18 protein-coding genes are annotated in these 18,488 nt (G+C 48.1%); 11 read left to right on the top strand and 7 right to left on the bottom strand.

Annotated features, from left to right (window positions below):
* The first annotated feature begins 9 nt into the window (after positions 1 to 9).
* Positions 10 to 918: a diguanylate cyclase gene (locus tag AC0J20_RS05410; RefSeq protein WP_229529713.1), complete on the top strand. Its 909-nt coding sequence runs from the start codon at positions 10 to 12 to the stop codon at positions 916 to 918.
* A 5-nt stretch (positions 919 to 923) separates the two neighbouring features.
* Positions 924 to 2,795, top strand: coding sequence for a response regulator (locus AC0J20_RS05405; RefSeq protein WP_229529714.1), 1,872 nt, complete (start codon positions 924 to 926; stop codon positions 2,793 to 2,795).
* Positions 2,796 to 2,810: 15 nt separating this feature from the next.
* Here the strand turns inward: AC0J20_RS05405 and AC0J20_RS05400 are convergent, their stop codons facing one another.
* Positions 2,811 to 3,068 (bottom strand): hypothetical protein, encoded by a 258-nt coding sequence (locus AC0J20_RS05400; RefSeq protein WP_473020916.1) that lies wholly within the window; start codon positions 3,066 to 3,068, stop codon positions 2,811 to 2,813.
* A 12-nt stretch (positions 3,069 to 3,080) separates the two neighbouring features.
* Positions 3,081 to 3,656 carry a Fe-S biogenesis protein NfuA gene (gene nfuA, locus AC0J20_RS05395; protein WP_229529716.1) on the bottom strand — a complete coding sequence of 192 codons (576 nt, stop codon included), beginning with the start codon at positions 3,654 to 3,656 and terminating at the stop codon, positions 3,081 to 3,083.
* 146 nt (positions 3,657 to 3,802) lie between these two features.
* On the opposite strand from nfuA, the gene AC0J20_RS05390 reads away from it, so the two are divergent.
* Entirely contained in the window at positions 3,803 to 6,388 is a 2,586-nt protein-coding gene (locus tag AC0J20_RS05390) for a M14 family zinc carboxypeptidase (protein ID WP_473020915.1), read from the top strand.
* Here the strand turns inward: AC0J20_RS05390 and AC0J20_RS05385 are convergent.
* Complete coding sequence (locus AC0J20_RS05385) at positions 6,369 to 7,073, bottom strand: ComF family protein (protein ID WP_473020914.1); 705 nt, start codon at positions 7,071 to 7,073, stop codon at positions 6,369 to 6,371. The genes AC0J20_RS05390 and AC0J20_RS05385 overlap by 20 nt on opposite strands.
* Before the next feature lie 59 nt (positions 7,074 to 7,132).
* Here AC0J20_RS05385 and bioH point away from each other — a divergent pair, with 59 nt between their 5' ends.
* The 3 genes from bioH to AC0J20_RS05370 all read left to right on the top strand — a co-directional run bounded on the left by bioH (position 7,133) and on the right by AC0J20_RS05370 (position 9,362).
* Positions 7,133 to 7,903 (top strand): pimeloyl-ACP methyl ester esterase BioH, encoded by a 771-nt coding sequence (gene bioH, locus AC0J20_RS05380; protein WP_473020913.1) that lies wholly within the window; start codon positions 7,133 to 7,135, stop codon positions 7,901 to 7,903.
* A gap of 109 nt (positions 7,904 to 8,012) precedes the next feature.
* Positions 8,013 to 8,333 (top strand): hypothetical protein, encoded by a 321-nt coding sequence (locus AC0J20_RS05375; protein WP_229529720.1) that lies wholly within the window; start codon positions 8,013 to 8,015, stop codon positions 8,331 to 8,333.
* A gap of 21 nt (positions 8,334 to 8,354) precedes the next feature.
* The gene (locus tag AC0J20_RS05370; protein WP_229529721.1) at positions 8,355 to 9,362 is read left to right on the top strand and encodes a putative metalloprotease CJM1_0395 family protein; all 1,008 of its coding nucleotides are present in this window, start codon (positions 8,355 to 8,357) and stop codon (positions 9,360 to 9,362) included.
* 61 nt (positions 9,363 to 9,423) lie between these two features.
* Here the strand turns inward: AC0J20_RS05370 and AC0J20_RS05365 are convergent, their stop codons facing one another.
* From AC0J20_RS05365 to AC0J20_RS05355, 3 genes are all read right to left on the bottom strand, one after another.
* The gene (locus tag AC0J20_RS05365; protein ID WP_473020953.1) at positions 9,424 to 11,745 is read right to left on the bottom strand and encodes a Tex family protein; all 2,322 of its coding nucleotides are present in this window, start codon (positions 11,743 to 11,745) and stop codon (positions 9,424 to 9,426) included.
* Between the two features lie 110 nt (positions 11,746 to 11,855).
* Positions 11,856 to 12,347 carry a transcription elongation factor GreB gene (gene greB, locus AC0J20_RS05360; RefSeq protein WP_473020912.1) on the bottom strand — a complete coding sequence of 164 codons (492 nt, stop codon included), beginning with the start codon at positions 12,345 to 12,347 and terminating at the stop codon, positions 11,856 to 11,858.
* Between the two features lie 349 nt (positions 12,348 to 12,696).
* Positions 12,697 to 13,464: an FKBP-type peptidyl-prolyl cis-trans isomerase gene (locus AC0J20_RS05355; protein ID WP_229529724.1), complete on the bottom strand. Its 768-nt coding sequence runs from the start codon at positions 13,462 to 13,464 to the stop codon at positions 12,697 to 12,699.
* A gap of 131 nt (positions 13,465 to 13,595) precedes the next feature.
* Between AC0J20_RS05355 and AC0J20_RS05350 the strand changes: the two genes are divergently transcribed.
* The gene (locus tag AC0J20_RS05350) at positions 13,596 to 14,597 is read left to right on the top strand and encodes a WD40 repeat domain-containing protein (RefSeq protein ID WP_377307066.1); all 1,002 of its coding nucleotides are present in this window, start codon (positions 13,596 to 13,598) and stop codon (positions 14,595 to 14,597) included.
* Positions 14,598 to 14,628: 31 nt separating this feature from the next.
* Entirely contained in the window at positions 14,629 to 14,829 is a 201-nt protein-coding gene (locus AC0J20_RS05345; RefSeq protein ID WP_229529725.1) for a SlyX family protein, read from the top strand.
* Between the two features lie 19 nt (positions 14,830 to 14,848).
* Here the strand turns inward: AC0J20_RS05345 and AC0J20_RS05340 are convergent, their stop codons facing one another.
* Positions 14,849 to 15,058, bottom strand: coding sequence for a YheV family putative zinc ribbon protein (locus tag AC0J20_RS05340; protein WP_229529726.1), 210 nt, complete (start codon positions 15,056 to 15,058; stop codon positions 14,849 to 14,851).
* Positions 15,059 to 15,133: 75 nt separating this feature from the next.
* Between AC0J20_RS05340 and AC0J20_RS05335 the strand changes: the two genes are divergently transcribed.
* From AC0J20_RS05335 to AC0J20_RS05325, 3 genes are read left to right on the top strand one after another with little or no spacing between them, the layout of a single operon-like run.
* Positions 15,134 to 17,038 carry an ATP-binding cassette domain-containing protein gene (locus AC0J20_RS05335; protein WP_473020911.1) on the top strand — a complete coding sequence of 635 codons (1,905 nt, stop codon included), beginning with the start codon at positions 15,134 to 15,136 and terminating at the stop codon, positions 17,036 to 17,038.
* A complete protein-coding gene (locus tag AC0J20_RS05330) occupies positions 17,016 to 17,474 on the top strand; it encodes a TIGR02444 family protein (RefSeq protein ID WP_473020910.1) in 459 nt (152 codons plus the stop codon). Before AC0J20_RS05335 ends, AC0J20_RS05330 begins: the two co-directional genes overlap by 23 nt.
* A 24-nt stretch (positions 17,475 to 17,498) precedes the next feature.
* The gene (locus AC0J20_RS05325) at positions 17,499 to 18,479 is read left to right on the top strand and encodes a hydrolase (protein WP_473020909.1); all 981 of its coding nucleotides are present in this window, start codon (positions 17,499 to 17,501) and stop codon (positions 18,477 to 18,479) included.
* The last annotated feature ends 9 nt before the right edge of the window (positions 18,480 to 18,488 follow it).

Raw genomic sequence — 18,488 nt, 5'->3', positions numbered from 1 at the left:
AGAAAATATATGTTGTCCGATAAGCCAAAAATACTCATCGTCGATGATGAAAAGTCGAATCTAAAGATCCTGTCCGAGTTTCTTGGTGGTGATGGGCAAATCATGCTGGCCAAAAGTGGAAAACAGGCGCTGGAAAAGGCTGCCAGGGCGTTACCGGACATCATATTGTTGGATGTGGTAATGCCGGATATGGATGGTTTTGAAGTCCTGAAACAGCTAAAAGCCGCGCCCGGCACCCGACTGATCCCGGTTATTTTTATAACAGGATTAACCGATGTAACGTTTGAAGAAAAAGGCCTGGCGCTGGGTGCCAGTGACTATATTATCAAGCCGATACACGAGCAGTTGGTCAGAGCAAGAGTAAAACTGCATCTGCAGCTAGTGAAACAACAAAGGTTGTTAGAGCAGGTGGCCTTAATTGATCCGTTGACGGGCTTATGCAACCGAAGAAAGTATGAAGATGTGTCCAATATTGAATGGCGAGCTGCGGTGCGTTATGGCGGTGATTTTTCAGTGGCGTTGTTAAATCTGGATGGATTTAAGGCGTTTAATGAAATGCACGGTTATGCCACGGGAGACGAGCTACTGATACAAGTTGCCAGCCAATTGGCGCAACAAATACGCCGTGCCAAAGACCTGGTCGCGCGTTTCAGTGGACAGGAATTTGTATTGTTAATGCCGGGTACAGAGCGCCAGGGAGCGCAAACAGCTGCAGAAAAATGCCTCAGCGCCATTAGCGGCCTAAAAATGCCGGGCGGGACGGGCAGAGTCGCTGGTGTAACGGTCTCGGTGGGAGGAGTTACCGCGCGGGCCAGCATGTCACTTACTCTGGATGAGGTTATGTTGAAAGTTCGGCAAAAACTAAATCAGGCACAGCAAGCGGCAGATACTGCCGTGTGCTGGGAACAGGTTGAGTAACGCTTATGTCAATCACTGAGCCTTTGGAAAGACCCAGAATCCTCATCATAGATGACGAAAAGTCCAATCTTAAAATTTTGTCTGATTTACTTAGCTCGGAAGCTGAGGTTGCCGTGGCCAAAAGCGGTACACAGGGTTTGTGGAAAGCCAGCAAACTAAAACCAGATTTAATCTTGCTGGATATCGTGATGCCGGAGATGGATGGTTTTGAGACGTTGAAACAGCTTAAGCAGGATGAACAGTTAAAAGACACCTCAGTTATCTTTATTACCGGTCTGGATACCGTAGACAACGAAAAATACGGCCTGGACCTCGGTGCGCTGGATTACATCCGCAAACCTTTTAACGGCGCAGTAGTAAAAACCCGCATTGCTACGCATCTGAAATTAATTCGTCAAACGAAGGAACTGCGGGCATTGTCGGTTAAACTCAGAGAGGCGGATCAGGCGAAAAGCCGGTTTTTAGCGAACATGAGTCACGAAATTCGCACGCCGCTTACGGCAATTATTGGCTATACCGAGCTGTTGCAAAATGACGAATTGTCCGGCATGGATAATGACCAGGCAATAGATATCATATCTAACAGTGGTAAGCACTTACTTAATTTAATCAATGATATTTTAGACTTATCTAAAATCGAAGCCAAAAAACTCCAGGTAGAGTGTGTTGAGTTTTGCTTACCTTTGCTGCTGGAAGAGCTCATTTCCCTCATTAAACCTAAAATAGAGCAGCACAATCTTGCCTTTGAGTTGGGCCTGCAATTTCCTTTGCCTTCCCACATTGTCAGCGATCCTACCCGCCTGAAACAGGTGTTACTGAATCTGCTAAACAACGCCGTTAAGTTTACTGAAGAAGGCGTGATTCGGTTGCTGGTGGCAGAAAGCGATGGTGCGTTAAAGTTCAACGTGATTGATACCGGCGTGGGTATCAGTAAAGAGCAACAAACACGTATTTTTAGTGCTTTTGAGCAGGCAGATGTGTCAGTGACACGGCGATTTGGCGGCACCGGATTGGGCCTTAATATTTCCAAATACCTGGCCCAAAAATTAGGTGGTGACCTGGTAGTCAGCAGTGTCAGCGGTATTGGCAGTGACTTTTGCGCCAGTATCGCGTTGCGCACCGGAGAAAATGCTGAGCCGGTCAGCGACGAGCTTTGCTATGCAAACGTCATTCACTGTCAAAAAGCTCAAAAGCCGGTGCAACCGGTACTGACGGGCAAAGTGTTGCTGGCAGAAGATCAGAAAGAATTGCGTCTGTTGATCACCATGATGCTGCACAAATTGGGGCTTGAGGTAGTGGCTGTGGAAAATGGTTTGCAATTACTGGACGAAGCAACAGCGAATTCGTTTGATCTAATCTTAACTGACATACACATGCCCGAGATGGGCGGGGAAGAAGCGGTTACCCGGTTGCAGGAAGCCCACATTGACATCCCAACCATTGCATTAACAGCTAATGCGATGAAACACGAAGTGGAGCAATACATAAGTAAAGGATTTACGGATCATCTCAGCAAACCTATTCAGCGCGAAGAGTTTAGTCGAAAGCTGGCTATGTATTTACCGGAGCTGACACCGCCTTCAGCTGGCAGGTCCTCACATCAGAGTGAAAAAGCGCGTTTTATCGAACAGTTCAAACGCGATCTGCCGGAGCGACTGGAGGTGATGGAAAATGCGTTCTTTAGTCAGGACTGGCGCCATGTGGCATTGTTGGCCCACAGTCTGAGTTCAACCGCACGTTCCTTTCAGCTGGATGCAATCACCAGGGTGACCGCTGAAATTGAACGTCTGGCAATGGATACTATCGCGGACAGTGAGCACGCCAATGAGCTGGCAGCCGTTATTCTGTCATTAAAAGCGCAACTTGAGGCTGACTGATCGCGCTTGTCAGGATTATTGAGGGTCGTTGGTTTTTGATTTGCTGCGAAGCGAAAAGGAAGCTATCAATCGAAAACGCAATATGCCGGTATAGCCATAGATGGCAAAAGCCGCGCCAGACAACATCAGTAGCGCTGCGGGGACCTGTAACCAAATCCACCACAAATAACCGGCAAAGAGCAACAGGCTACCAGCTACAAATTGCATCAACCCCTGAATAAACCGGGTCCAGTACTGGTGCAGTGCAATGCGTTGCTCAACTGTTAACGACATGCCACCGATAACTCAGTAGTAAGAGTGCTCTCCGGATTCGTGTTCAGTGGCATCTTTAACCCCTTTCAGCTCGGGAAATTGTTGCAGCATTTGTTTTTCAATGCCTTCTTTCAGGGTGACATCCACCATGGAGCAACCATTACAACCACCGCCGAATTGCAATAGGGCAATACCGTCATCAGTAATGTCCATCAACATTACCTGACCACCATGACTGGCCAATTGCGGGTTGATTTCTGATACCAGCATATACTCAATGCGCTCTTTAAGGGGAGCGTTTTCAGCGACCTTGCGGGCTTTTGCATTGGGCGCTTTTAAGGTAAGCTGCGAACCCATTTGGTCAGTGACAAAGTCGATTTCGGCTTCTTCCAGGTACGGGGCACTTTCTAAATCGACAATGGCTTCAAAACCGTCAAAGGGCAAATGTTGGTCGGAATCTTCTACAGCATCCGCCGGGCAATAAGAAACGCCGCATTCAGCCGAGGCAGTACCTGGGTTGATTACAAATACCCGGATGTTGGTGTTTTCCGGTTGAGTTTCCAGTAATTTGCGAAAATGAGCTTGTGCAGACTCGGAAATATTTATCATAACGGGAACCAAAATATAAACTGATGAGAATTCTAACAAAAAATACTTGAGTAAAACACTCAAGTAATCGACTCTTTTAGACAATTTTTGCCTATCGGCAAAGTTTCCCTTATGGTTAAGGCAATGACTTAAAGGCTTAATATTCAATGACAATACGTTTTTTATCCTGTTTCTTTTTACTTCTGGTGACCGGTGCCGCAAGTGCCGATATGTCTCGTATCTACAGCCATGATTCGGAATATCTGCCCAAAGATGTCAGTTATGATCCGGCTATCCCTTTACCTCAGGAGGTGCTGGGACACACAGTAGGAGAGTGGCATGTCAGGCATGACCAGTTACTGGCTTATATGACATTGTTGGCTGAAAAGTCGGAGCGGGTGCAATTGCAGGAAATCGGTCGCACCTATGAAGGGCGTAAATTAATTCATTTACATATCAGTAATGCGAAAAACCTGGCCGACATTGAGAGCCTGAGAACCACCCACCTGAAAAACTGGCAATCCCACGAGGAAAAAAGGGATCTCAGTGGTTATCCACTGGTACTATGGATGGGTTACAGCATTCATGGTGATGAACCCAGTGGTTCCAATGCTGCACTGTTGTTGGCCTATTATCTGGCGGCCGCGCAGGGTGAGAAAATCGACCAGCTGTTGGACCAAAGTGTGGTTATTCTTGACCCGTCATTAAACCCGGATGGGCTGGCCAGATTCGCACACTGGGCGAACTCTCACAAAAGTCTGAACCTGGTGTCTGATCCGCAAAACCGGGAACACCGCCAGGGGTGGCCGAGTGCCAGAACCAATCACTACTGGTTCGATTTGAATCGCGATTGGTTATTACTTACTCACCCCGAATCAAAGGCCCGCATTGAGCAGTTTCACCAGTGGCGGCCCCATGTTTTAACCGACTTTCATGAGATGGGCACCAACAGTACTTACTTTTTTCAGCCGGGAATTCCCTCCCGGACCAATCCGCACACACCACTAAAAAATATTGAACTGACCAATGCCCTGGCCGGATTTCACGCCAAACAAATGGATTCCGACAAGCGCCTGTATTTTACTCAGGAGGCCTTTGACGACTTTTACTACGGCAAAGGGTCTACCTATCCGGATGCTCACGGAAGTGTCGGAATACTGTTTGAACAGGCCAGCGCCCGTGGACATTTGCAGGAGTCTGAAAACGGTCCGTTGGCCTTTTCACAGGCAATTCAGAATCAGTTTAATTTGTCACTGTCCACTTTTGCGGGCGCCATGGCAAACAAACATGCCATGTTGGATTTTCAGGATAGCTACGGACGTGATACGGCCGAAGAAGCTCTGGACGATGATGTGGCAGGCTTTATGGTAACTCCGGGTGAAGATGCCAGCCGGTTTAGTTATTTCCTGGATGTATTGCAACGGCATCAGGTGAATATCTATCCACTGTCGAAAAACGTTAAAATTGACGATACCACCTTTGTGGCCGGCGAGAGCTTTTTTGTGCCGGGCAGACAAGCCCAGTACCGCCTGATTAAATCACTGTTCTCAACGCAAAAGCGCTTTAAAGACAATACCTTCTACGACGTATCTAACTGGAATATTGCACTGGCATTCAACTACGATTTCACGCCCATTGAGAAAAGTCGCTGGCGTAAAATTCCATTTATTGCCCAGCCTGTTACACAGTTGCAGGTAAAATCACCAGACTATAATGCTGATGCTGTGGCCTGGGCGTTTAACTGGCAGGATTCTGATGCGCCGGCATTATTGCAGTTTCTGCTGAAAAAAGGGGCTTTGGTGAAACAGTCGGTTAAAGCCTTCACCGGTGTAACGCAGGACGGCGAGTTTATCTTCCAACCCGGTGCAGTGTTGTTACCCATGGGATTGCAGCAACCGGACAATATTGCACAGGAGCTGATCGCCAGAGCGGCGCAACTCAATGTGAAGTTACATGGATTGATGTCCGGCATGACACCACAAGGTGTTGATCTGGGCAGTCGTCACGTTGCCGTAGTCAACAAGCCGGAAATTCTGTTGCTGGGTGGTGCCGGTGTGTCTCAATATGAGGCTGGCGAAGTGTGGCACTATCTGGATCAATATGTCGGCGTTGCTCCTAGTATCATTGACATTCAGCGTCTTTCAGGCACTGACCTGAGTCGTTACAGCCACATTATCGCGGTTGATGGCAACTACCGAAGCATCACCGACAAGAGCAATGAAAAAATCAAAGTCTGGCTGGAGCAAGGTGGCGTGTTGATCACGCAAAAGCGCGCTGCAGAGTGGGCCGCAGAGCAAGACTGGTTAAAAGCCAAATTTAAAGACGATGACGCCATTGATGCCGCTTTTGATACCAGCAAGCTGGGGTTTGCCGATCAGGAAGCCTTGTCGGGGAAAAAGCGCGTAGCCGGAGCCGTGTTTAATACCAATGTAGACTTGAGCCACCCCTTATTATTTGGCTTTGATAAGACGACTCTGCCGGTTTTTCGCAATAGTACCGTGATCATGCGCAAAGCCTCGGAGCCCTTTGTAAGTCCGGTTATCTATCAAAAGGCACCATTGTTGGCGGGTTATGCCTCCGATGAAATTGAAAGTCTGATTGCGGATTCATCGATGCTTATTGCCCACACTAAAGGTGATGGCCGGGTGATCGCGTTTTCTGACAATGTCAGTTTCAGAGGTTACTGGCTAGGTACCCGCAGATTGTTGAGCAATGCGATATACCTGAGCCACTTCATTGATGTGGAAGGCTGACCGATAAACTCCACAGGTCAATCTTAATCCCGGGATTGACCTCGGTGAGTCGGTCACAGAGTCGGCGCATGGTGGTTCCCGTAGTAATCACATCATCAAGGATGGCAACGTGGTTCAGCTGGCGTAGCGTTTGTGCCTGAACCACCCGGTACTGTCTGGTGGATACCAGACGGCGTTGTCTGCCATCCAGCCCGGCCTGTGCTTTGCCCACAAAGCGTTTCTGGATGAGCCGCGTTAATACCGGTACAGACAGCGACGAACTCAGATGCTGTGCAATGAGTTCTGTTTGATTGAATCCCCGGCGCCCCCTTTTTAAAGGGTGCAGTGGCACAGGTATTAAGGCTTCCGGGAGCGGCAGGTTGGCATAGCAGCGCTGAATCCTGGTGAGCAGCAACCGACTCAGGCAGTTGGCAATCTCCATTTTATATTGGTATTTCAGCAAACTGATCAGTCTTTGTAATACCCCATGATGTGGACCAATACACAGGGTATCCAGGTGGCTTAATTTGGGGAGATACCGGGAAAACCTGGGTTGTACATTGAGAAAATCAAGGTCTTCTTCAGGGCTTCCAAATGCCGCAATTGTTTGCCGACAAACCTGACAAACCGCATCGCTGCCCGGTTGTTGGCATAAGTAGCAATGGTTGGTGTGTTCACGCATTCGCGTTATTATTTTGGTCAGCATAAAATGTCAGTCCCTGAATAGGCTCAGGGTTCAATATTACACTATCAGCAGGCGCTATTTTGCAGTTAAAAGTACAGGATTTTCACCCTCAACCGCGACTGGTTTTTTTGCATGGATGGGGGGTGAACAGCGGTGTTTTCAGGGGATTACTGCCCCAGTTAAGCGCGCATTATGCCGTGAGATTTATCGATCTGCCGGGGTTTGGCAGCAATAACCACATAGAGGTGCAGGAGCTGAGTTTTGAGCATTACTGCAGGATGCTTATCCCCTATATTCCGAAAGGTGCAGCGCTGGCTGGTTGGTCGATGGGGGGGCTTGTTGCACAGTATCTGGCATCTCATCCCGAATGCCACGTGCAGCGCCTGATTGCGATTTGTAGTACCCCCAGTTTTATGCAGGAAAATCAGTGGCCGGGAATTAAACCGCAAGTGCTGGAAGGATTTCAGGTGCAACTGTTGCAAAACTTTGAGAAAACCCTGGATCGGTTTTTAGCTATTCAGGCCATGGGTAGTGAAACCGCCAAACAAGACCTTAAAACCATCCGGCAACAGGTACACGCTGGTGGCATGGCCAATCATGGTGCCCTGGCACAAGGGTTAGATTACCTGCACAATGTAGATTTGCGCCCGTTACTGCCATCGAAGTTGCCCAAAACCTTGCGTATATTCGGCAGTCAGGACAGCTTAGTGCCCAAAGCCAGCGCGGCACAAATTCAGAGGCTGGACCCTGATGCAATCGTCCACATCATCGATAAAGCATCGCATGCGCCTTTTATCTCCCATCCCCGGCAGTTTTTGGAAATCTTTAATCAATTTATGGCCGATTTTTAGTCAAAAATATTATAACCGCGCTGCAGCTAATCTAAACATAGCCTAATCAAAGGATTTATTTCTTTACTGATTTGTATAATAATTAAACATGAGGTAATAGGAGTAGTGTATGTCTTTTGATGTAAGAAATAGCGTCAATTCCGCTATCTTGTCTGGTGTGTTGGGGGTACAACGTGCCTCAGACAATATCGCCGGGACATCGATTAGTTTGGCGCAAAAACAGGCGTCTTTGCGCACCACCAGTGATTTATTGTCTGATGTGGCAACGCAACAACTGGGCGGCGTGTCGAGGTTATTGCCCTCGGGTGGCGACTCAATGACCGGTGATTTACTGTCTTTGGTGAACAACCTGAATAATGCGCAGGCTTCCACCAAGGTGTTGGATGTTGCCAACGAGACCGTTGGTCGAATCATCAACGAAATCGCCTGATAATTCATATTTGAGCTGAGTATGAATATCGTTACGCCGGTGCCAACAGCTATCCCGTTCACTACATCCAATGTGAACACGGAATCTGCGCGCCGTGATAATGTGCAGCGGGAAGTGATACCGCAATTATCACAACCGGAAAACTCATCGGCAGAAGCCGGTTTGGGTTCAGAATCAGATCGTCTTAAACAATCGGCAAAATCAGCTCAACCCGCCCAGGCACCCACTTATGAACGTCCGGTTGTACAACAAAACCCCAATGCAGACACCAGTGGCTTAAACAATACCGCAGGTGATACACCGGATAATGCTAAGCAGGAAAGTGCCGGTAAAGAAGACGCTGAAGAACGCCAGAAGCAGCAAAAAGAAGCAGCCGATAAGCAGGAACTGGAGCGTCTGAAAACGCGGGATCAGGAAGTTCGGGCACACGAACAGGCCCATGCGGCTGTTGGGGGTCAGTATGCCGGTTCACCCAGCTACGAATTTGAAACTGGACCTGATGGGCAGCAATATGCGGTGGGCGGTGAAGTCTCTATCGATATTTCAAAAGAGTCCGAGCCCGAAGATACGCTGAATAAAATGCAGCAGGTTAAAGCGGCTGCGCTGGCACCCGCTGAACCTTCACCACAGGATTTTCGGGTAGCCAGTGAAGCGACACGTATTGCGGCTGAAGCCCGTGTTGAAATAGCACAGGACGAGATAGAGCAGCAAAAAGACGCCCAGCAGGAAAGTATTGATCGGGTCTTTGGTAGACAAGACAACAGTGCCGCAGAGGCAATTGAAGAGACTATTCCTGAACTGGATGAAATCGTCGACCCAGGTGATGTGGGCGCTCCCACCCGTTCTCTTGAGCGGCCAGAACAATTTGTCGACAATGCCCTGAATGCCTTTTTATCTCAGCAAAATGGTGAGGAAACCGAAATCAACTCACAACGGGACGAAGAGATTACTCAGCGCGCGTTGAGAATCGCCAACTTCTACCAACAAACTTCTACCCCACGTACCGAAGGCTTTCAGCAATTCGCCTGATGGCTCTATTGCAGATGGCCAGGCAAATTGCCCGACCTGATACTGCATCTGATATTACAGACTACTTCTTCGCTTTAGCAAAGGCTTCTGCAAACGCATTGCCCATAGCGCTGTTGCCTGCTTTGTTGTCCTGACGTGGTGCGCGCGTCGGTTTATTGGTGCGCTGTTCATGGCGTTTCTGAGGCTTACCTGCGCCCTGGCTTTGTACCGGTGCTTTGTCGTCCAGGCGCATGGTCAGCGAAATACGCTTACGTGCCACATCCACTTCAGTTACTTTCACCTTGACGATATCACCGGCTTTTACCACTTCCCTCGGGTCAGAAATAAATTTATCAGTGATGCAGGAAATGTGTACCAGACCGTCCTGGTGCACTCCGATGTCCACAAAGGCCCCGAAGTTCGCCACGTTGCTGATGACCCCTTCCAGAATCATACCGGGCTTGAGATCATTAATGGTATCAACCCCTTCCTTAAACTGGGCCGTTTTAAATTCCGGACGCGGATCGCGCCCCGGTTTCAGCAGCTCTGCCAAAATGTCTTTGATGGTGGGTAAACCAAAATGCTCATTGACGAAGCTTTCCGGCATGATCTTTTTGATAACGTCGGCATTTCCGATCATTTGTCGCACGTCACAACCTGCTTCCTGTTGCATTTGTTCTACAACGGGATAAGCCTCAGGGTGCACCGCTGAACTGTCCAGCGGCTCACTGCCATTGTTAATACGCAGGAATCCGGCACATTGTTCAAATGCTTTCGGTCCCAGGCGCGCCACTTTAGTGAGCTCTTTGCGGCTGTTGAAGGCACCATTTTGATTGCGATATTCCACAATGTTCTGCGCCAGGGTTTTATTTAATCCGGAAATATTGGCCAGAATTGCCGGTGAGGCCGTATTTAAATCTACACCAACGGCATTTACACAGTCTTCGATAACCGCTTCCAGTGATTGCCCCAACTGACTCTGACTGACATCGTGTTGATACTGGCCAACACCAATGGCCTTGGGTTCGATTTTCACCAGTTCTGCCAGCGGGTCCTGTAAACGTCGGGCAATGGAAACCGCACCGCGCAAGGACACATCCATGTCGGGTAATTCCAGAGAGGCCAGTTCAGAAGCGGAATATACTGAGGCTCCTGCTTCACTGACGATCAGTTTGGTGAGTGTTAAATCAGGCTCGCTTTTCATCAGCTCGGCCACTAACTTATCCGTTTCCCGGGAACCGGTACCATTGCCAATGCTGATCAGTTCTACCTTGTGCTGTCGGCAGATATTGGCCAGAGTCCGCAAGGACTTGTCCCAATGGTTTTGGGGCGCGTGCGGGTAAATAACCTGCGTAGCCAACACTTTGCCGGTCTGATCCACTATTGCTACTTTTACCCCAGTTCGCAAACCTGGATCCAGACCCATGGTAACTCGCGGTCCGGCAGGCGCCGCCATCAGTAAGTCTTTCAGATTGGAGGCAAATACATTAATCGCTTCCAGTTCGGCTGATTCGCGCAATTGGCTGAACAGTTCATTTTCCATGTACATCAGAATTTTGATGCGCCAGGTCCACTGGATTACGCCGGTTAACCATTTACCGGCTGCTTTTTGCGACAGGTGCTGACTGGCCAGGCCGGTATGGTCAGCAATAATGGATTCGCAATAAGAGGTTTTGTCGGATTCTTCTTTTTCCGGGTCGGGTTCCAGAGAAACCTGGAGAAAGCCTTCATTGCGGCCCCGGAACATCGCCAAAGCGCGGTGCGATGGGGTCGTGGTCAGCTTTTCACGGTGCTCGAAATAATCACTGAACTTAGCGGCCTCTTTTTCTTTTCCAGGTACCAAAACACTTTTGATAAAGGCATTTTTTTGCAGGTGTCTGCGTATTTTCTGCAGCAAATCGGCATCTTCGGCAAAGCGTTCCATCAAAATGAATTTGGCGCCGTCCAGGGCGTCTTTGGTGGTGGCTACTGCGTCGTTGAGGAATTGTTCCGCCTGTGCTTCCGGGTCTAACGAGGCATCGTTAAACAGTGCGTCGGCTAAAGGTTCCAGGCCGTTTTCGATGGCGATCTGGCCCTTGGTACGTCGCTTGGGTTTATAGGGTAAATACAGCTCTTCCAGCTCAGCTTTTGAAACACAGGCATTGATTTTATCGTTCAGGGCATCGGTGAGTTTGTCCTGTTCACTGATGGATTTAATGATGGCTTCTTTGCGTTCCCACAGTTCCCGCAAGTAGGTTAATCTTTGCGACAGGTTACGCAGTTGTGTGTCATCCAGCCCTTGTGTGGCTTCTTTTCGATATCGGGCGATAAACGGCACGGTTGCGCCGCCATCCATTAACTCTACCGCTGAGGAGATTTGCGTTGCAGAGATGTTCAGTTCCTGACTGAGTTGAGAAAATATTATTTGATTAGCCATGCTTGCTTCCATCAGGGAGTGACATTAATTCGTTAGATATATTCCAGGCAATATGAGGCCTGAGCGCAACTTTACAATGTTATTCGTCGGTTTTCCTGTTATTCGGCTGTCGATTGCTTGTCCGGGTAGTCAATTTCAGTGATATACCAGTGCTTTTTACCTTCCGGTGTCGCAACCACAATCTCATCATCAACACTGTGTTTGAGCAAGGCTCTGGCCATGGGACTGTCTATGGATATCACATCTTTTCGGGCGAATATTTCATCATAGCCAACAATCTGAAACTGGCGTTCATCACCATCGTTGTTTTCTACACTCACCCTGGCGCCAAAGAATACTTTGCCTTCTTGCTGAGGTGCATAGTCGACAATCTTTAATGCTTCCAGGCGTTTGCTCAGGTAGCGTACCCGGCGATCTATTTCCCGTAGTTTGCGTTTGTTTTCTTTGTAATCTGCGTTTTCGCTTCTGTCCCCCAGACTGGCGGCCCAGGTAACTTTCGCGGTAATTTCAGGTCTTTCAGTTCGCCACAGGTAGTCCAGTTCGGCTTTGAGCTTGATGTATCCGGGGCGGGTGATCAAAGGTGTGCGCATGATGATAAATAGTTCGTAAAATTAAATTGTTCGTAAGTTCAATAAGTTGTGTTTTTTGTCCCACAAAAGTGCTTTTTTTCCAGGAAAAAAAACGCTTTTGAGCTAAAGTTATATTAACAAAAACGCTGAAAACGGAGGTATAACATTTTTTATCTCTCTACAGGATTGAACAACAACGACAGTCCTGCAACGTTTTAAATCAGATTCTGCTAATGCAGACTTATTAATATTGCCAGGCGCAATACCATTCGAAAATTCCGATGAGGACGTGGATCGGCAAGGAAAGTCGAACAATAAAAAACTAAAAAAGCCGGGCTGTTGCCCGGCTTTTGCTATTCAAAGTCTAAAATTACTTAGATTCGATAGAAAGCAATTCCACATCAAATACTAAGGTAGAGTTTGGCTTAATTTTGCCAGTAGCGCGCGAGCCGTAGGCCAGTTCGCTGGGAATGTGGAAACGGTACTTAGAGCCCACATTCATCAGTTGCACACCTTCGGTCCAGCCTTTGATAACGCGATTAAGCGGGAATACCGCAGGTTCGCCGCGATCATACGAGGAATCAAACACAGTGCCGTCAATCAAGGTACCGTGGTAATGCACCTTAACGGTATCTTCAGCAGAAGGTTTTTCGCCTTCACCTTCTGTCAGGACTTCGTATTGGATACCTGATTCAGTTTCCATTACGCCTTCACGCTGTTTGTTTTCAGCCAGGTATGCCTGGCCTTCTTCCAGTGTTTTTTGACCTTCCACTGCGGCCATTTCCGTCTGCTTTTGCTGTGCAGCGGCTTGCAGGGCCTGGATTAATTTAGTGGATTCTTCGTCGGTTAAAATGGCGTTACCGTCGATGGCGGCCATAAAACCTTGTTTTACATGTTCAGCACTGAAGGTCATACCAAACTCAGCGTATTGCTCTGCCTGTGCTGTTACATATTTACCCATGTTCTCACCCAGGGCGTAGGCTTGTTTTTCTGCTTCAGGTAACTGATTTACCTGTTCAATAGTCATTGTCATTGCTGCTGCCTTATCAGTATTGGCGTTGTTAGAAGATTGTTCCTGTTGACATGCGCTCAACCCAATCACACTAGCAAGTGCTATCAAAAGTGATCTGTTTCTCATGAATTGCTCCGATTTATTGGTTTTGGAATTTGTTTGAAAAAAGCCAGAAATTGTGGCGGGCAGTTTCCACGCAAAGCGCATATACTAAACAGAGTTTTACTATTTCGAAACCATAACCAAGAAATAAAAGGATGATCAGACTAAAAAGTAACCAACTCGTTCGTTTTTTCCTGTACTTATCCGGTATTTTCGCACTTCTTTCCTGCGGTACTTATCACAAAGAGCCGGCCTTAGAGTTTCAGCATGCTGAAGATGGCGCCATGGCTGCTGATATTTCCCGGGACGCTAAAATCAGTGTGGTTTCCAGTATCGATTTGGGCTTATTGGTTTGGGACCTGGAATACAATCAGAAAATATACCAGTGGGCCTACAAGGGTGATGGCGAGACAATTAATCTGGTATCCATGGTGCGCATCGCCAATGACAACTCTTATGTGGTAAGCGCTGATCGCGACGCTTTTGCAATCTGGAGTCTGAACACCGGCGAACCGGATGGCTTCTGGCGTATCGATGAATCCACTATTCGCGACGTGGCGATAGCTGATCAAGGAACAACTGTTCTTGTTGGCAGAAGTAACGGTAAAGTGATGATGTTAGAGCCGTTTACCGGCAGACGATTGGAGTTTTTAGGCCACACTGAACGCATTAACAGCGTGGATATTTCTCCCAATGGTTATTATGCACTGACGGGCGGTAATGATTACGTGGCTTATTTATGGGATACCCGGACCGGGCAGGTGGTACATCGTTTTGATCATCCCAGCCGGGTGACCAAAGTGTTGATCGATCCTAAAGGACGCTATTTGTTTACCGCCGACAGTCAGAAAACAGCCCGTATCTGGGATGCCCAGACCGGGGAAGAGGTCTCCCGTTTGCAGTTTATACAAAGGCAAATGATCTTCTCCTCAGTGGTGTTTTCTGACGATGGCAGCCGATTACTGACGGGCTCCCCAAATCGGTTGTTGGCTCTGTGGGAAGTGCAAAGTGGCAATCAGATAGAAGGTTGGCGGGTCAGACCCAATGAAAAAGCGGTGGGCAACAGTGCCATTGTGTATGGGGTTGGCTTCTACAATGAAAATCAGGTGATTTCTGAAAGTAGTAGTGGTTGGGCTGAGGTTTGGGACGTACAATAGGCGCCGGTTTATTTGCAAACAGGCAACACAATTGAACGAGATTGAACAGCTACAGATTAAAGTCGCTTATCAGGAAGACACCATAGAAGCACTGAATCAGGCATTGATAAAGCAACAACGTCTCATTGATGAGCTGCAGTTCAAAATGCAGCATGTCACCAATAAGTTGAAAGAGATGTCTTCCAGTAATATCGCCTCCCTGGATGAAGAGACACCCCCGCCACATTATTAACCGCAGAGGTTTGTGCGCACTAGTTAGAGGGTTTAAAGATACCAATTACGTTTTCATTGCTTCGGGTGCTTTTTTCTGTCTGGTCATCCAACTGGGTTTTGTGATAATCGCAATAAACACATTCAACTTTTTCTACATTGTTTTCCATGTATAGCATCAGACTGTCACTGGCCTTACAATGTGGACAAACGGCGCCTGCGATAAAGCGCTTTTTAATTTTTTTAGTCATCAGGTTATCAAAGGTCAATGGGCTACAATAAGCACCATTTTATCCGGCCTGGGTAGCAAAAATAAAACGGAAATTATGATTTTACTTAAACAGCTTGCGTTAATGCAGGGTGGGGAATACTTATTACGTGATGTCAGCCTGCAATTCAACACCGGGCAAAAGATTGGCATCATCGGGCGCAATGGTTGCGGTAAGTCCACGTTATTCAAGGCTATTTTGCAACAATTCCCGATTGAAGAAGGTGAACTGTCAGTGCCTGTGGAGTGGCAAATTGCCCACGTTGCTCAGGAAACCCCATCTGTGCAACGAACCGCGCTGGAATATGTACTGGACGGTGAAGTGCGCTATCGGGAGCTGGAAGCACAACTCGATGCTGCCAATCAGGCCAATGACGGAATAAAAATCGCTGAACTTCATGGTCAGTTACAGGATATCGGCGCAGACACGCTGGAAGCCCGGGCAGGCATTATTTTAAATGGTTTGGGTTTTGCTCAGCAGCAACACGCCTTGCCCGTAAGTCGTTTTTCCGGCGGTTGGCGTATGCGCTTGAATCTGGCACAGGCGCTGCTCAAGCGTTCTGATTTACTGCTGCTGGATGAACCTACCAACCACCTGGATTTGGATGCCGTGATTTGGCTGGAATCCTGGTTGCGCAGTTATGAAGGCTGCCTGATGCTAATTTCCCATGATCGGGATTTTCTGGACGCCGTAGTAAACAATATTGCCAGCTTTGAAAGTAAAGTACTGCGCCACTATGCAGGTAATTACAGTGCCTTTGAAAAGCAAAAAGCGGAACGCCTGAGATTGCAGGAAGCCACTGCCCGCAAGCAACAGGAAAAAGCCGCGCACCTGCAAAAGTTCATTGACCGCTTTGGTGCCAAGGCTTCTAAAGCCAAGCAGGCACAAAGCCGCAAAAAACAGCTGGATAAGCTGGTGCAGATTATTCCTGAAACCCAAGAATCTTCATTCTCGTTTGATTTCTTTGAGCCAGAAAAGCTGCCGACCCCCCTGGTTCACATGGAAAAAACCGAAGCCGGTTACGGCGATGTAAGTATTCTTAAGAACATTCAACTCAATCTGGTGCCTGGTAGTCGTATTGGTCTGTTGGGTCGCAATGGCGCGGGTAAGTCTACCTTGATCAAATTACTGGCGGGCGATCTTGCCCCTCTGAGTGGCGAATACAGCACCAGCGCCGGTTTAAAAGTAGGTTATTTTTCCCAGCATCAAATGGATAAACTGCAACCTGATATGTCGGCTCTGCAACATTTTCAGGTGCTGGACCCTAAGGCAACAGAACAGGCTTTGCGCAATTACCTGGGCAGTTTTGGTTTTCACGGTGATGATGCTTTATCACCGGTAGCCCCCATGTCCGGTGGTGAAAAAGCCCGATTGTCTCTGGCGTTGATTGTGTATCAAAAACCGAATCTGTTGCTGCTGGATGAGCCCACTAACCACCTGGATATGCAAACCCGGCTGGGTTTGACCCTGGCTCTGCAGTCTTTTGAAGGTGCTATGGTGATTGTTTCTCACGATCGCTTTTTAATTTCGGCAGTATCGGATGACTATTACCTGGTGGATGACGGGCAGGTGAGTCGGTTTGATGGTGATATCCATGATTATGAAAAGTGGGTGTTGAACAAACCTGGTACTGAACCAAAATCCTCTGAATCCGGTAGCAGTAATGTAACCCGTAAAGAAACTAAGCGACTGGAAGCGGAGTTTCGCAAAACGGTACAACCGCTGAAAAAGCAAATCAGTGCTGGTGAAAAACAAATGGAGCAGTGTCAGGCACGTCTTGCAGAGTTGCAGGAGACTCTGGCCGACACTTCCTTGTATGAAGCGCATAACAAAGAGCAACTGAAAACATTGCTGGCAGAACAGGCCCAGCTCACCGGTCGTTTAGAGGAAGCAGAGCAAAGTTGGTTGGAAGCACAGGAAGCATTGGAAGAGGCCGAGCATGAGTTTAGACAAACGCTTTGATGCCAGTACCTTTTGGCAATATTCCTGTGAATTGTATGCGCAACCCGGGGTTAAAGCGTTGTGCTTAGAAGGACAGGAGCGCTTTGGGCTAAACGTCAACCTGGTGTTATTGTGCCACTGGCTGTACCAACAACAATGCACCCTGGAGACAGAGGGTTTTAATAACATAAAAGATGCGATCAGGGTCACCGGGGAGCAGGTGATTAGCCAGCGACGCCAGCGACAGGGGTTGGCAAAAGCAACGCCGGAGTACAAACTGTGTCTGGCCCGTGAACTGGTACTGGAAAAACAGCTGCAGCAGGACATTATTAAGGCGCTGAACGAACAAACGGTTACCCTTGCCGACAGACATAGCCTGCCACACTATCTGGCCGCAGAAAAGGTAACAGCAGCAGACTGGATGAATAACCTCCTGAACTGCTTTAGCCACCGTTGAGCGGTGCCACATTATTGAGTTTCTATGATTGTAAAATCTTCGTTTAATCCTCCTTTCTGGGCCAGAAATCGCCATGTGCAGACGATCTGGCCGCGGTTTTTTGTCAGAAAACCAAAACCCGTCTTAAGCTGGGAAAAGTTTGATACGCCTGACGGAGACTTTGTGGAGCTGGCCTGGAGTAAGAATGAACCTTCTCAAAATGGGCTGGTTGTGATATTCCATGGACTGGAAGGTTCCGCAGAATCCCATTATGCGGCACATTTAATGGCTATGCTGGAATCCCTAGGCTGGCGTTACGTGTTGGTGCATTTTCGCGGCTGTGGCCCTTCTCAAAACCAGACGGCACGCTCTTATCACAGCGGAGAGACAGATGACAATCGCCTGGTGCTGGAGGCGCTCAAGCAACGTCATCCGGGTATACCTCTGATCGCCATTGGGTACTCGTTGGGTGGTAATATGTTACTGAAATTATTGGGCGAAGCAGATAACAACGCTTTGTTGCAGCAAGCCGTAGTTGTCTCACCACCTTTTGATCTGGCCCGTTGTTCAGCATCGATTGCACTGGGGTTTTCCCGGATCTACCAAAAACATTTACTCAACAGTATGCGTCGTAAGTTCCGGCAAAAATATGTACGTTACGATTATGCAAAACTGTTGGGTTTGCCGCTTGATGAGTTACAGGGATTGCGCAGTTTCTATGAGTTTGATGACCGCATCACCGGACCCTTGCATGGCTTCAGTGATGCACAGGACTATTATACCCGCTGTAGTGCTTACCGTTATATGCACAATATTCGCGTTCCGACTCTGGTGCTACACGCTAAAGACGATCCCTTTATGTCGCCAGATATTGTCCCCACTGCCGAGCAAATCTCGCCAGCGGTTACCATAGAATTGAGCGAAAAAGGAGGGCACGTTGGCTTTTTACACGGTCCGGTTTGGCGGCCCAGATTCTGGGTTAATGAGCGCATTGCAGTCTTGCTCAGCAGCCTGTCAAAAGGTTAAGAATTTAAG

It is taken from the genome of Planctobacterium sp. R6 (assembly GCF_055755215.1).
This window is presented reverse-complemented; position numbering and strand designations above follow the sequence as displayed.

What these genes read in the sequence shown, in the direction of transcription:
- AC0J20_RS05410 (WP_229529713.1), top strand. Translation starts at nt 10, where the DNA reads ATGTTGTCCGATAAGCCAAAAATACTCATCGTCGATGATGAAAAGTCG.
- AC0J20_RS05330 (WP_473020910.1), top strand. Translation starts at nt 17,016, where the DNA reads ATGAGTTTAGACAAACGCTTTGATGCCAGTACCTTTTGGCAATATTCC.
- greB (WP_473020912.1), bottom strand. Translation starts at nt 12,347, where the DNA reads ATGCGCACACCTTTGATCACCCGCCCCGGATACATCAAGCTCAAAGCC.
- AC0J20_RS05355 (WP_229529724.1), bottom strand. Translation starts at nt 13,464, where the DNA reads ATGAGAAACAGATCACTTTTGATAGCACTTGCTAGTGTGATTGGGTTG.
- AC0J20_RS05400 (WP_473020916.1), bottom strand. Translation starts at nt 3,068, where the DNA reads ATGTCGTTAACAGTTGAGCAACGCATTGCACTGCACCAGTACTGGACC.
- AC0J20_RS05390 (WP_473020915.1), top strand. Translation starts at nt 3,803, where the DNA reads ATGACAATACGTTTTTTATCCTGTTTCTTTTTACTTCTGGTGACCGGT.
- nfuA (WP_229529716.1), bottom strand. Translation starts at nt 3,656, where the DNA reads ATGATAAATATTTCCGAGTCTGCACAAGCTCATTTTCGCAAATTACTG.
- AC0J20_RS05370 (WP_229529721.1), top strand. Translation starts at nt 8,355, where the DNA reads ATGAATATCGTTACGCCGGTGCCAACAGCTATCCCGTTCACTACATCC.
- AC0J20_RS05375 (WP_229529720.1), top strand. Translation starts at nt 8,013, where the DNA reads ATGTCTTTTGATGTAAGAAATAGCGTCAATTCCGCTATCTTGTCTGGT.
- AC0J20_RS05350 (WP_377307066.1), top strand. Translation starts at nt 13,596, where the DNA reads ATGATCAGACTAAAAAGTAACCAACTCGTTCGTTTTTTCCTGTACTTA.
- AC0J20_RS05335 (WP_473020911.1), top strand. Translation starts at nt 15,134, where the DNA reads ATGATTTTACTTAAACAGCTTGCGTTAATGCAGGGTGGGGAATACTTA.
- AC0J20_RS05340 (WP_229529726.1), bottom strand. Translation starts at nt 15,058, where the DNA reads ATGACTAAAAAAATTAAAAAGCGCTTTATCGCAGGCGCCGTTTGTCCA.
- AC0J20_RS05325 (WP_473020909.1), top strand. Translation starts at nt 17,499, where the DNA reads ATGATTGTAAAATCTTCGTTTAATCCTCCTTTCTGGGCCAGAAATCGC.
- AC0J20_RS05405 (WP_229529714.1), top strand. Translation starts at nt 924, where the DNA reads ATGTCAATCACTGAGCCTTTGGAAAGACCCAGAATCCTCATCATAGAT.
- AC0J20_RS05385 (WP_473020914.1), bottom strand. Translation starts at nt 7,073, where the DNA reads ATGCTGACCAAAATAATAACGCGAATGCGTGAACACACCAACCATTGC.